The sequence below is a fragment of the Aminiphilus circumscriptus DSM 16581 genome (genome assembly GCF_000526375.1).
Taxonomy (GTDB): Bacteria; Synergistota; Synergistia; order Synergistales; family Aminiphilaceae; genus Aminiphilus; species Aminiphilus circumscriptus.
Window position 1 is genome coordinate 229,366 of the sequence record NZ_JAFY01000005.1, and the last position, 13,061, is coordinate 242,426.

Sequence of the window (13,061 nt, forward strand, 5' to 3'; positions counted from 1 at the left end):
AGACATGTCAAGGATAAACTCCGGGAGCAATTTATCCTCGGCCATACGCCGAACACACTCCCTACAGAAATGATACTCCCGGACTTCCTCCCTCCGCATTTCGCGGATGTGGATCTCCGCCTCGTTTCCGCCGCAATGTTCACACAACACGGGACAATTCCCTACCTTCAGGCCAAAACGAGACCTCGGATCATTCGCTTGAGCAGTTCCGCCTGCATCACGTCGCGCTTGTAGGGGGACACATCGAAAGGTGTTCGGCAAACTTCGTCGAGGTACCGAAGTGCAACCTCGATAAGAAGCCGTTCTCTTGGGGTGAGGAGACCACGTTCCTGAAGACTTGTGAGCAGCCTTCGGGCATCCTGCTCGCCGATGGCGTTTCCCACGAGCTCGTCCAGATGGGAGATGCGCTCTTCCGCGTTCGCGAAACGGATCTTCATGATGCGGATGTACCCGTGTCCGCCTCTCTGACTCTCCACAAGATATCCCCGCTCCGGCGTGAACCGACTGGCGAGAACATAATTGATCTGACTGGGAACGCAACCGAAACGTTCCGCCAACTCTTTCCGCCTCAAGGACAACTGATGTTCCTGGGCTTCCTCGAACAATTCCCTGATGTAGCTTTCGATATCGCGCGTCAGACTCGACACAGGAGGCCCTCCTTTGACCATTATTGTTTAGGACCATTATATCCATATGGTCAAAATACGTCAAGAAACAGCCTCCTCCGTCGGCGCTCCGATTTCCTCGCGCTCAGGGCTTGCGCCCCACCTTGTTCTCCGTTCCTGCAAGGAGTCTGGCAATGTTGGCGCGATGGCGGAAGACCGTAAGGAGCCCCAGAGCACCTCCGAGAAGCATCGTCGCCGGAGATGTGCCGAAAAGAAACCGTGCCGTTTCGGGAGAGAGTGTTCCTGCCCGGACAAGGGCACTTCCAGCGGCATCGACGAGCCACATGATCAAAGGCATGGTACAGAGGGAGACCATGGACGCCACGGAGACATATCCGGTTCCTTTCATGAGGACGAACCAGAGAATTCCACCTACGGGCGCGACAACAGGGGTAATGAAGAACACCACGCCGAAGGACGTGGCGACCCCCTTGCCTCCCTTGAACCCGAGCCAGACGGGAAAGTTGTGCCCACACACGCCGCAGAAGGCGATGCCTGAAAGCAGCCATGGGTCGTGCACCCCTGCGAGACGAGCAGCGGCAACGGCCACACCGCCTTTGACCATGTCCAGAAGAGCCACGGCGACAGCCCAGGATTTCCCGAGAACGCGCCCCACATTGGTGGCCCCTATATTTCCGGAACCGTACGTCCGTATGTCCACACCCTTCACCATGCGCACCACGAGAAGCCCCGTGGGAATGGATCCGCACAGATACCCCACCAGGAGCCACATCGAATTCACGATATCCCTCCTCTCCGAAGCACCAGCGCGTCCGCCGCAACGACACCTTCACCCTCGGCGCGCACGAAGACCGGGTTCACATCAAGCTCAAGGAGATCGGGCTCCGCGCAGGCAAACTCGGAAACAATCCGGAGAAGGCGTGCCAATGCGGCGATATCACGCTTTTTCTGTCCCCTCGCTCCCGCCAGGAGTGGGTAGCCCTTGAGCTGTTCTATCATGTTCAGCGCGGTGGGCTCGTCCACGGGAGCCTTCCGAAGAACGAGATCCCTGAGTACCTCCACATAGACTCCACCGAGCCCCACCGCCACGATGGGCCCAAAAAGGGGATCCCGCTTCACGCCCACGAGACATTCGAGCCCGCTCTCGATCATCTCCTGCACGAGAACGCCCTGGATGTGTGCATGAGGAGCAAAGGCGCGTGCACGCTCGAGGAGTCTTCCGTAGGCATTCCGGAGTTCTTCCTCGCCGCGTAGATGAAGGGCAACCACTCCGGCTTCGGTCTTGTGAAGGATATCGCCTGACATGACCTTGAGTGCAACGGGATATCCAATGTTTTCCGCGGCATCCCTGGCTTCGCTCAGGGACGTGCAGAGCACTTCTCTCGTGATGGGAACTCCGTAGGCTTGCAGAAGTCTCTTGGCATCGTACTCGGTGAGAGTCCCGGAGAACGATGGAAGGAGGGGGGACGGCCATGCGCTTTCCCTCTCCCCGTCAGAACCTTCCGCCAGGAACGTCTTTCCCGGCGCGGCGCTTTCCCATTGGGCCAACGCCGCCAGGGAACGAACACATTCCCGGGGGCTCTGAAAGAGCGGAACTCCCCGTTCGCGGAGAAACTTCCGGAAGAGTCCGCCGTGCTCCTCGTCGATGAGCCAGCAGCACGCGAGGGGCTTGGTACTCTCTCCCCAGGCATCTGCGAGACTTCGGGCCATGCTCCATCCAGCCTCCCCAGTGATCATGGAGTGGACGGAGACAACCATGTCCACCTCCGGGGAATCAAGAACAGCCCGCAGACATTTTGGAAATCCCTCGGGATCATTAATGATCTGAGCTGTCATGTCCACAGGATTGAGCGAGGAACCGAAAGGCGGAATGTGGCGTCGTACCTCCTCTTGCGTCGCTTCGGAGAGGGTTGGGACGGAAAGTTCCATGTCGTTGCAGCGATCCGCGGTAACGATTCCGGCACCTCCGGAGGTCGTGAGAATGGCTACCCTTTTTCCATTCGGGCGCTGGGGTGCTCCGAAGGCGAGCCCCAGATTCACGATATCCTCTGCGTCCTCCATGGGGATGATACTGTACTGCCGAAATACCGCGTCCCACACCGCCTCGTCCCCGGTCAGCGCCGCCGTGTGGCTTCGCACCGCAGCCTTGGACGAAGGACTTTTCCCGACCTTGAGAACCCCCACGGGGATGCGCCGCTCATGCGCTTCCCGGATCATGCGAAGGAAGCGCTCGCCATCGTTCACTCCCTCCAGATACATGAGAAGCAATCGCACCTCGGGATCCTGTAGGACATAGCGCCCCACGTCGATAGCGTCGAGATCGGCCTGATTTCCCGTTGTGACCACGTAACGAAACCGGACACCGCGGTCGTTTCCCATGGCAAAGGTCGCAAAGCCGAAGGCGCCGCTTTGGGAGACGTAGGCCACGTGCCCAGGGAGAATGCGCCCGCCCTCCAGAGATGCGGAGAAGGAAAGAGGGACCCGGGACACGAGATTCACCATACCCTGACAGTTCGGTCCCAGGATGCGCACTCCACCCTCGCGGGCAATGGCAAGGATCCGCTCTTGAGCATCACGGTCTTCGCTCTCGGCGAATCCGGAACTGAAAATGACGGCAAAGGGAACGCTCCGAGCAGCACAACTTTCCATCACCGAGGGGACCAACGAAGCCCGAACTCCGACAAGCACCACATCCGGAGTCTCCGGCAGAGAGGCCACATCGGGGTAGCATGGGTACTCCGCCACCGTTCGATATTTCGGATTGACGGGGAAGACATTCCCGGAAAAACCGAACTCTCTCAGAAGTTTGAGGGGTCTTCCCGAAATGGTGTCCGACGCGGGAGACGCCCCGACTACAGCCACGGAACGCGGAAGGAAGAGTTTTTCGAGTTGCGGCATAGTCTCTCTCATATTCGCACCTCGTCTGTGCAGTTCAATTGTACCGAGAGGTCACTCGCATCGCCAAAGCGCGTCGCCAGACCGCAGGAGTCGCACAGCACGTCACGCCCATCACCCAATCGGCGGAGCCTCCACCTTTTGCCCTCACGCTCTCGTCCCGTATCAGTTCGCGGCAATCGACGGAACATGCGCTCCCCCGGGCAAGGATGAAAGGAAAGGGGGCATCGCTCCCCGAAGGAAGCAGGGCAAGAACGAGACTGTCCGGGCGTTCCGTCACCAGACGCTTCACGGGCGCAGTGGCGAGATCCCTTGGAAGTGCGGGAACAACGACATGGCAGAAGGGAACTCCCTGGAGCGACTCCTCTTCCCAGGGAAAATTCAGATAGGGTTTGACTTTGTCGAGCACCTTTGCCAAAGCTCCCCGTTCCTCCTGGACTCTGTCATACACCTTCTCAATTTCACCGACGGGGCAGCCGATCCGACGGGAAAGTCTCCGAAGAACCTTTCCACACTCGGCCAGTCGGGACTCTCCGTGAACAGTGAAGGTAAACTCCCATTCGGGCGCACTTCCTCCGTATCCGGTGACAAAGAGCCGCCCCACTTGATCCGTGTGCTCCACATGGGTACCCGAACAGGCAATGACGTCCACATCAGGGATGGAGACGACCCGGATACGATCATCCTCCAACCGATCCCAGTTTGCCTTGAGTCTCGGAAGAGAACGGGCCTCCTCCCTCGTCAGTTCGGAAATTTCGACGGCAAGTCCCGACGCGACAAGCCCATTCGCTCGTTCCTCCGCCGCAAAGAGCATCTCCCAGTCCACAATTCCGTCGTAGTGCACATATACAGTGGACTCCTCCTCTCCGATGGCGACCTTGTAGATGTGAAGTCCCTCCCGGGAATCCTCGAGCACTCTAGAAAGGAGATGTTCCCCCGTGTGCATTCTCGAAAGGAGATACCGTCGCTCCATGTCGATCTCGGTTTCAACGGACATGCCTTCCCGTGGAATTCCCGCTTCGATACACACGGGAGCGACGAGAAATCCGTTCTCGCGATGGCAATCGACAACGCGGGCGAGGAAATTCTCCCCCCGAAGCGTTCCCGAATCTCCCGGCTGTCCGCCTCCGGAAGGTCGAAAGGCGGCTCCCTCAAGGACAAGGACCGCTTTCTCCTTGCGCATCTCACGCACCGCAACAACACGTGCAGTTTTTCCGGAAGCTGCCTGGCCTCCGTGCTCCATAAAAACTCCTCCCCGCATTGGATCGATTCGTAAAAAAAAACGAGGGAGAGAAGACTCTCACCCTCGATATGTACCTTTGCGTTCCTCCTTCCGGAGGAAGGTCACTCCACACCCTTGATCCGATCCGTAGCACCCTTGATGCCAAGCTGCACGAGGTCTTTCTTCTGCAGCACATCCCATTTGGCATTGAGAACCAGAAGGAAAAACAAGGAATAGATATCGATTCTCCAGTGAGGGATTTCTTTTTCGAAGGAGCGAAAAATCGTACGCAGATGTTGCCGTCCGACTCCGCCGTTTTCCATCTCTCCCAGAAAGGCTTCAAAATCCTCCATAGAGGTGATGTCCGCCGCAGAAAGGATCGCCACGAGGTTTTCCAAGCTTTTCTCCTCGTATTCCTCGGAGCGTGAACTTGTCGGATAGCCGATTTCCATGGCTATGGCAGTCCATTCCCGAAGCTTCTGCGCGTGGGTTTCAAAATAAAGGCGAAGCGTCTGTACGGAAATTTCATCCCCTCCGGAACGATTCTGCGCAAATCGGAGAGAAGCTCCGGTAGTGCGAGGTATTTCTCCCCCCGCTCCTCCGGAAGGTTTCGGCCCCTTTGGAGACTGGAACACCCCCGCACCTCCCGAATCGGGAGGAAGAGGCCCCTGGCGAACGAAATCCCACACGGAGAGAAAGCCCTCGTCGGCCTCTTCGAGAAGGGCACTCATGCGGAGCAGTTTACGTTTCAGCAGGCTTTTCGACTGAACGACCTCATCGTAAGGAAGTTTTTTCGTGATGGCCGACCAGGCATTCTGGAGAATCGTCCGAACCTGGATCTCCGCCTTCAGATCTCCGTAACGGCGCCATTCCCGCAGTGTCGCCCTGTGTGGAGCGAGGGACACCGCATAGTGAATCGATCGGTATCCGTAGGCATCGGGATCCTGAAGGGCATCGTAGGGAACGGAGAAATCTTTGTGGACGGTGAATTCCTCCTCCACCATGCGAGCGATCTTCTCCAGATCCTCCGCGAAATACAAAACCACCCGGACGCCGGAGAGGTCGTACATTTCGTTGACAGGATCCCGAAAGGACGCCGAAGGATTCGTGATGCGCTGCATGAACCTCTCGATGCTCTTGGTTCGGCTCTCCAGATGAAACAGTTCAATTCCCACCTGTTCCAGGAGATCCTGTACAAGATGCTCCAATCGCTCGGTAAAACCCTGGTAGAGGCTGTGCTCTCGAATATAGAGATCTTTCCATTCCTCGACGCTTCGGACATCCATGCACGAATCACCACCCGTGATCGAGTTTGGCCCTCCATTCCTCCATGACCCCACGCACACCCCACCAAGAAGTAAGTGTACCCAAAAATGCGCACACCATCAACTGGACGTAAATACCCGCCGGTTTCCCGCAGAGCCTCGAAAGAAGGTTTCTCTAACGGGACAGTCCGGAAAGAGCGCGCTTCGCCTGGTCATTTTCGGGATCGAAGAGAAGAGCGTTTTTGTATGCTTCCAGCGCCAGAGCTTTCTGCCCCTTTCGAAGTGCCGCGTACCCAAGAAGGGTATAGGCAGTGCTGTCGAAAGGATTGATTCTCAGCGCTTCCTCAAGTTGTTCCATCGCGGAATCGACCATGCCCTTGCGAAGAAGGGCGTGCCCGAGGAGAACACGGGGAAAAGCGTCTTCCCTCGCAACTCCGACGACGGGAGCAATACGGTCCGCGGGGTTCACTCTCCCGCGTCCCACATACGAAGAAGCCACCGCGGCGTTTCCGTAGAGCGCTTTCATTTGCGGATCAAGGCGAATGGCCCGCTGTAGCATCTCCGAAAAAGGTTCCCCGGGCAGACTTTCCCGAGGCAAGGCAAGGTGCCAGAGGCCGGAGAATCCGGCAGAAGAGACGCCCGCTCCCGCCGGGGACGGAAGCCAGAAGGGAGTTTCCCGAGGAAGAGAAAGCCATCCTTCCGTTATCATCGTATTGCCTCCGACGGAAGACCTGTTCGACTCCCACAGGGGTCCCATCTCCCGATATTCCGTCGGGCGCGAGGCTTCAGGTTGACGCAGAGATTTTTCGAAAGCACGGAGCGCCTGGTCGAACTCCCCCCTCCGGAAATAGAGATATCCCTCGTTCTCCAAGAGAACCGCATTCTCCGGCGCCTTGTTTCGAGCCGAAAGCAGAACCTGCAACGCCTCGTCGTACTGTCCGAGTTTAGCATAGGACCACGCGAGACTGTTCAGCACGTCCACCCGTTCCGGGCTTTTTCGAAGCACGTAGGCATATTCTCCCGCGGCCTCTCTGTACATACCGAGATCACTCAGCGCCTCGGCAAAGAGAAAGCGGAGCTCCGGATCTTCCGGAACCAGCAACACCGCCTCCCGCAGTTGCACAGCCCCCTCGTACGTCCGTCCGGAAGCAACGAGTTTTTTCCCTTTTTCGGCCAACACAGCCGCTTCTCTTCGCTTCCGCTGGGCTTCGAGCCGAGAACGCACACCGGAGAGAAGTCGCTTGGCTTCGGCATCCTTGCCGGGAGACGTTCGGATCGCTTCGACAAGAATGTTCTCCGCTTCCTGCAGCAGACCGGAAACAGCGAGCACCCTCCCCAATCCGGTCAAAATCTCTCCCTGCTCGACGCTGGATTCCGTTCCGGCCTCTCTCGAAAGAGCAAGAGCAGCTCGATAGGTCTTCACTGCATCCTGGAAGTGACCCTGACGTTCCTCATCTCCGGCTTTCCGGAGCAACTGCTCCATCCGTTGCTTCCTTTCGGCTTTTTCCACGGCTTTTCGCGCCGTCTCCACACGTCGGGCTATCTCCCGATCTCCCGGTACGGATTTCAGTGCCCGTTCATACGCATGCAGCGCCTCCGCCTCTTTTCCCGCAGCAAAGAACAATTCCCCCTGGCGGACGAAAAGAAGCGGATCCATGCGCTCTTCCGCGACTTCTCCGTAAAGGGTGGCCGCTTGAAGGTTCTCCCCGGCGGCAGCCAGGGCATCGGCTCGCCCAAGCTTCTCCCGGAGAGCCAGATCCTTCTTCTGTTGCTCTTCCGACACGTTTTTCGCGGTCAGACATCGTTCAAGTGCCGCCTTTGCCTCCAGGTCGCCCGAGGAGAGAGAGAGCAGTTCTTCGTAGACGCGCACAGCCTCGTCAACCCGCCCCAGAGCCGCATAGGAATCCCCCAGTCCCCTCAGAGAGAGCAGATTTTCGGCATCGAGGTCAAGGACCCGGCGAAACACCACAGAGGCATCCTCGTACCTGCCCTGGTCCTGCAAGGATTTTCCCTCTGCCAGAAGCGCCTTTGTCTCCTCGGTGACGTGGCGTTCCCGCTCCAGGGAAACCAGACGGGCCGCTTCTTTTCTGGCTTCATCCAAAGCGGCAAGGAGTCGGGAATCATCGGGGTTCAAAGTCAATGCCCGTTCGTAAAGAGCAATGGCCTTCGCAGGTTCCCCCGAACGGCGGTACACATCTGCAAGCATGTCGAGAACCGAGGGATCCGCCTGATCGGTTCCAAGCACCTTCTCCAGGACGCTTTTCGCCTCGTCGTCGCGTCCCAGACACAGAAGCGCGGCACCCAATCCCTTCTGGGCATCGGGAAGAAGCGCAACCCTGGCGAGAGCCTTTCCGAAAGCATCCACCGCCTCTTCGCACGCTCCGAGGTGGAGATAGGCATCTCCCAAGCCTAAATACACTAGCGCATCTCCGGAATCGATGCTTTCACTCCTGCGATAGGCTGCTACGGCTTCATCAAAGCGACCAAGCGCGCGCAGTGTTTCACCGAGGAGAAAATATTCCCCCCCATTTCCATCGTTTCCGGAAAGTCCCCTTTGGAGATACTCCAATGCTCCCGCATAATCCCCCTGCCGAAAGAGACGTTCACCCGAGGCGATAAGGCGGGCCGGGCGCTGCAAATAGGACCACACGCCGAAGAGTAGAACTCCCACCGCCAGAAACGATGCACCGACGAGAAGCCATTTACCCGCCGGAATCCGCCCTCGCTCACTCGTCTTCTCCTTCGGGGAAGACAACGCGTCGGCTCCGAGGGGCGAGTGAAATGATTCTTCAGGCTTCGAGTCCGCATCTCCGGCCACGGAAAAGGGTTTCGGAGAGGCATCCCCGGGAGCGGAGGGTTCGCCCAAAAGCACGACTTCTTCGGCATTCGTTTCGGCCTCGAAAGAATTTTTTCCCAGGGCAGCAATCGAAGGCTCCGGATTTTTCTCCGAAACAGGGGCGAGATTTTCGCCGAGACGAGGTTCACGAAGAAAGGCGGCAGGGCCAGTATCGTTCACGGTGGGCTCCTCCAGCGTTTCCTCCGTCGGTTTCGCCGCCACTTCCGGAATACCGCCCAAAAAGGTCAAGAGGGCTGAACCGGCCTCGGCCTCGACAGAGGCGGATGACCGCGGTCCCTCCGACATGGGCATAACGAACGACTCCGGTTGAACCAAGGGTTCCCGCGCCGCACGAAGCGGAGAGGGTGCTTCGAAAAAGGTCACCAGTCCCTGCGGCAAAGAACGTGCTTCGGCTTCCGGGGAAACCGGAACCGAAGGCGCGGCGAGAAAGTTCGCCAACTCCGTCGGAATCGGTTTTTCTTCAGGCAAAGATGCAGAACCGGTTTGTCCGTCCATCGCCCTGGTTGCCGCATAACCGAACACATCCGCCCAGGGTGGCATCGTCCCTTCCGTACCCGGAGAGACACGCAACGGGGCAAGGTATTCCCGGGCTTTTTCCCATGCATCCATAGCCCACAGGGCAAGCTCCCGCGAATTCTCGATCTCCTCCCGGAAACGGCGTAGAAACGTCTCCCGCTCCGCTTCGTCCCCCGAAGCGACAAGCGAAACAAGTCCGTACTCCAGGGCACGGACAAGCACGTCGACTTCTTCGGGAAAATTCGAACATTCCTCGAGCAGGAGAAGACGAAGACGTCCCGGTTCACGGAGCAGTTCGGCCCCTTGCCGGGAAAGAAGATCATACAGCTTCGCCTGTGGCACGTCGTTCATGGGTGCACACCTCCAGGAGCCCTTTGTGCAGACCGCACGGAATGTATTCCATCATAGCAGAACGTGGAGAAAATGGGAGACTTTGGAAACACCACAATGAAAATCGGACTATCTCTTCGAAAAACGGTTGAGAGAGAAACGGTCCGAAAAAGAAAATCCCCCTTCCTTCTCTTCGAAGAAAGGGGGACGAGGGTTTACGGAGAATGGTGCCGGGGACGAGACTTGAACTCGTACGGGTCTCCCCACACGCCCCTCAAACGTGCGTGTCTACCTATTCCACCACCCCGGCAACGCGAGGCACATTATACTGAGCCTTTCTCTTTCCGTCAACTGCGTTTTTGTTTTTCTCGTCCTTCCGTTTTGTCTTTCATCCCGCCGGAAGTCGGTTTCGAAAGCCCTTGGGAAGCTCTGAATAACGACCTTTGGCTTTCCCTTGACTCGGGTCACATCAAGCTCTGCGAGGCGCCCTGCTGGGCTGTCGCAGCCTTATTCAGAGATTCCCTTGCAGCATCAGGAAAGATCTGGCCTACTGACGGCGCTCCTTGATACGGGCAGCCTTGCCACTGAGGCGTCGCAGGTAATAGAGTTTCGCCCTGCGAACCTTACCGAGGCGCACGACTTCGATTTTTTCCACGCTGGGACAATGGAGAGGGAAAATACGCTCCACACCCACGCCGTTGGAAATTTTTCGAACCGTGAACATCTCCTTCAGTCCTCCATGTTTCCTGGCGATAACAACGCCTTCGAAAACCTGAATCCTCTCCCTGTTCCCTTCCTTGACTTTCACATGGACCTGCACCGTATCCCCTGCACGAAACGTGGGGATCTCCTGTTTGCAGTACTTCCTTTCCACCAATGCAATCTTGGGGTCCATCTCATTCCCTCCTCAGGATCTCGCGTACATCCTCTTTCCAGGCGAACGGCCCGATATTCCAGGCCTTGTGTCTCCGTCGTCGTCTTTCCGCTACCTCCAGCCGAAAAATCGGTCGAGGAGCACCGAAACGGCACTCCGCACCGAAAGGTGATTGTAAGCACCCTCACCTCCGCGAATCGGCTGCAGCTGTACGTCGCACGAAGCGAGCACACTCTCGTCGAGCCCCCATCCCGTGCCGAACAGAAAAACCACCGGGCGGGCATCCTCGACAATCCGTCTCTTCAGTTCCAACCAGTGCACCGCGCCTTTTCTGGAACGAGCACTGGTCCCTACAACCAATGGAACATTCCGTTCCTTTTTCTCGACCCACCGGAGCATGCCGCGAAACTCCGGAAAAACCTTTATTCGTCGGAGCGCCTCTCCGCGTTTGGGATTGAAGGTCGCCCCATATCCTTCGGTCCAATGGGCCACGATGGTTCTCACCATCTCCCTCTGCCCCTCGAGAGGCGTGACGACGCAGAAACGCCGCACGCCGAACGTAGTGCACGTCCTGGAGATGTCGTGAAGATCGAGCCCTGTCACCGCAGTGGTGGTGACGTTTCCCAACCTGTCCAGGACAGGATGATGCAGCAAGGCCACATAGGCTCCGCAGGGCAGGTAAGGCTGCACGTTCGCCCGGCTGAGAACGTCCGGGCGTCGCCGAAGCGTCCGAAGAACCGCCTGGCGTCGCCGCCAGGACCGGACAACCTCGTGGTCACCCGACAGAAGTGCCTCGGGGACGGACTCTCCACGCCACACCGAAGGGCGGGTGAAATGCGGCGTATCGAGAAATCCTCGAAAGAACGAGTCCTCTTCGACAGCACTTTCCTTGCCCACCACGCCGGGAATTCTTCGGGCCACTGCGTCGATGAGCACCATGGCGGGCAGTTCGCCCCCCGTGAGCACATAGTCGCCGATGGAGACTTCCATATCCACGAAACGGCGCGTAAAGCGCTCGTCCAATCCCTCGTAATGCCCGCAGACAATGAAAAGATGCTCCTGCGCGGCGAGTGATTCCACCATTTCCTGGGTCAGAACGGCCCCCTGGGGGCTCGTGCCAAGGACGAAAGGACGTGCGCCGTCCCCTGCGGCCTTTTCCAGCGCTTTAGCCAACGGTTCGGCCATGAGCACCATGCCGCCTCCTCCGAAGGCATAATCGTCCACCTGACGATAGGCGCCATCGGCGAAGTCGCGAAGGTCAAGCACATCCACCACGAGTCGTTCCGCCGCCACCCCTCTCCCCACGATGCTCGTGGAGAGAAAGGACTTCAGAAAATCGGGGAACGCCGTGACAACGGTGATTCTCATTCTTCCCAAAGTCCCTCGGGAATGCGGACCTCCATGATCCGCCTCTCACCGTCCACACGGAGCACCACCTCGCGAACGGCGGGAAACATACGTTCCTTTCCCTCGGGATCCTCCAGGACATAGATGTCATGAGCTCCCGTCTGCAACACGTTTTTCAAGATGCCGCGCATTGTGCCGTCGTCCGCGTCCCGGACTTCCATTCCAAGCAGATCTTCCACCCAGAACGCTCCGTCCGGAAGAGGCATGCGCTCTTCTTTGCGAACCTTCACGAGAGCACCCCGAAGATTTTCCGCCTCATCGCGGTCCGCAATTTCCTCGGTGGAAACGATGAATTGTCCCTTTCCCTCAAGAACTGCCACATTCGTCACCGTCACCGTGCGGAGATAGGCCCCGGAGGGACGGAAGAGCCGCATCTTTTTCATGGAGAAAAAACGCTCGGGAAAATCCGTGAGCGGGAACACCTTCAACGCTCCGGCGATACCGTGAGCACCAACCAGGCGCCCCACCGTCACCGAAGGCGCTTCTCCTCCTTTTTCTTCGGGAAGAACGTTCTTCTTCGGCATGCTCGAAGCAGCCACCTAGGACTCCTCCACATCAACGTCCACGCGCTCTCCCGCTTTGGAGGCGGCGGCACGCACAACCTGGCGAACCGCGTTGATGGTCGCCCCTTTCTTGCCTATGATGCGGCCCACATCCTCCTGAGCCACGGAGATGCGCACCAGAAAGGACCCATCGTCCTTCTCCTCGCTCGCCACACGCACTGTTTCGGGATCCGTGACAAGCTGCCGCACGATATGATCCACCAATTCGCGATAGTCCGGCATCGTCTTCAGGCTACTGCTTTCTGTTCTCCACGAACTTGTCCCACACTCCGGCCTTTTTGAGGATGGAGCGGGCCGTCTCGGAGGGCTGTGCCCCCTGCTGAAGCCAATGAAGCGCTCTCTCTTCGTTCACGAGAAGCTCCGCGGGATCCTTCATCACATCGTAGGTACCAAGCATCTCGATGAAACGTCCGTCGCGGGGAGACCGCGAATCCGCCACCACGAGACGATAGAAGGGGTTCTTCTTGCGCCCGTGCCGAGCCAATCGAATGCGTACTGCCATATGT

General features: G+C 58.0%; 11 protein-coding genes and 1 tRNA gene. All 12 read right to left on the minus strand.

Annotated features, from left to right (window positions below; all coding sequences use genetic code 11):
- Positions 1-167 precede the first annotated feature (167 nt).
- The gene (locus tag K349_RS0108180) at positions 168-647 is read right to left on the minus strand and encodes a CtsR family transcriptional regulator (RefSeq protein ID WP_029165365.1); all 480 of its coding nucleotides are present in this window, start codon (positions 645-647) and stop codon (positions 168-170) included.
- Positions 648-750: 103 nt separating this feature from the next.
- Complete coding sequence (gene plsY, locus K349_RS0108185) at positions 751-1,398, minus strand: glycerol-3-phosphate 1-O-acyltransferase PlsY (RefSeq protein WP_169731342.1); 648 nt, start codon at positions 1,396-1,398, stop codon at positions 751-753.
- Between the two features lie 5 nt (positions 1,399-1,403).
- Positions 1,404-3,536 (minus strand): acetate--CoA ligase family protein, encoded by a 2,133-nt coding sequence (locus tag K349_RS0108190; RefSeq protein ID WP_029165367.1) that lies wholly within the window; start codon positions 3,534-3,536, stop codon positions 1,404-1,406.
- Positions 3,537-3,558: 22 nt separating this feature from the next.
- Entirely contained in the window at positions 3,559-4,764 is a 1,206-nt protein-coding gene (locus tag K349_RS18000; RefSeq protein WP_029165368.1) for an alanine--tRNA ligase-related protein, read from the minus strand.
- Between the two features lie 101 nt (positions 4,765-4,865).
- Positions 4,866-6,029 (minus strand): GTP pyrophosphokinase, encoded by a 1,164-nt coding sequence (locus K349_RS18005; protein ID WP_029165369.1) that lies wholly within the window; start codon positions 6,027-6,029, stop codon positions 4,866-4,868.
- A 154-nt stretch (positions 6,030-6,183) separates the two neighbouring features.
- Positions 6,184-9,732: a tetratricopeptide repeat protein gene (locus K349_RS0108205; protein WP_029165370.1), complete on the minus strand. Its 3,549-nt coding sequence runs from the start codon at positions 9,730-9,732 to the stop codon at positions 6,184-6,186.
- A gap of 204 nt (positions 9,733-9,936) precedes the next feature.
- Positions 9,937-10,021 (minus strand) — tRNA-Leu (locus tag K349_RS0108210).
- A gap of 237 nt (positions 10,022-10,258) precedes the next feature.
- Complete coding sequence (gene rplS, locus K349_RS0108215; RefSeq protein ID WP_029165371.1) at positions 10,259-10,606, minus strand: 50S ribosomal protein L19; 348 nt, start codon at positions 10,604-10,606, stop codon at positions 10,259-10,261.
- A gap of 90 nt (positions 10,607-10,696) precedes the next feature.
- Positions 10,697-11,953 carry a tRNA (guanosine(37)-N1)-methyltransferase TrmD gene (gene trmD / locus K349_RS0108220; protein WP_029165372.1) on the minus strand — a complete coding sequence of 419 codons (1,257 nt, stop codon included), beginning with the start codon at positions 11,951-11,953 and terminating at the stop codon, positions 10,697-10,699.
- Positions 11,950-12,531 carry a ribosome maturation factor RimM gene (gene rimM / locus K349_RS0108225; protein WP_029165373.1) on the minus strand — a complete coding sequence of 194 codons (582 nt, stop codon included), beginning with the start codon at positions 12,529-12,531 and terminating at the stop codon, positions 11,950-11,952. The genes trmD and rimM overlap by 4 nt, the downstream gene beginning before the upstream one ends.
- Complete coding sequence (locus tag K349_RS0108230; RefSeq protein ID WP_029165374.1) at positions 12,532-12,777, minus strand: KH domain-containing protein; 246 nt, start codon at positions 12,775-12,777, stop codon at positions 12,532-12,534.
- 10 nt (positions 12,778-12,787) lie between these two features.
- Positions 12,788-13,057, minus strand: a complete 270-nt coding sequence (gene rpsP / locus K349_RS0108235) for a 30S ribosomal protein S16 (RefSeq protein ID WP_029165375.1) — start codon at positions 13,055-13,057, stop codon at positions 12,788-12,790.
- Positions 13,058-13,061 lie beyond the last annotated feature (4 nt).

Bases quoted from the DNA above. Each gene is read 5' to 3' on its own strand.
- trmD (WP_029165372.1), bottom strand. From the start codon at position 11,953: ATGAGAATCACCGTTGTCACGGCGTTCCCCGATTTTCTGAAGTCCTTT.
- rpsP (WP_029165375.1), bottom strand. From the start codon at position 13,057: ATGGCAGTACGCATTCGATTGGCTCGGCACGGGCGCAAGAAGAACCCC.
- K349_RS18000 (WP_029165368.1), bottom strand. From the start codon at position 4,764: ATGGAGCACGGAGGCCAGGCAGCTTCCGGAAAAACTGCACGTGTTGTT.
- rplS (WP_029165371.1), bottom strand. From the start codon at position 10,606: ATGGACCCCAAGATTGCATTGGTGGAAAGGAAGTACTGCAAACAGGAG.
- K349_RS18005 (WP_029165369.1), bottom strand. From the start codon at position 6,029: ATGGATGTCCGAAGCGTCGAGGAATGGAAAGATCTCTATATTCGAGAG.
- K349_RS0108205 (WP_029165370.1), bottom strand. From the start codon at position 9,732: ATGAACGACGTGCCACAGGCGAAGCTGTATGATCTTCTTTCCCGGCAA.
- K349_RS0108190 (WP_029165367.1), bottom strand. From the start codon at position 3,536: ATGAGAGAGACTATGCCGCAACTCGAAAAACTCTTCCTTCCGCGTTCC.
- K349_RS0108230 (WP_029165374.1), bottom strand. From the start codon at position 12,777: ATGCCGGACTATCGCGAATTGGTGGATCATATCGTGCGGCAGCTTGTC.
- plsY (WP_169731342.1), bottom strand. From the start codon at position 1,398: ATGTGGCTCCTGGTGGGGTATCTGTGCGGATCCATTCCCACGGGGCTT.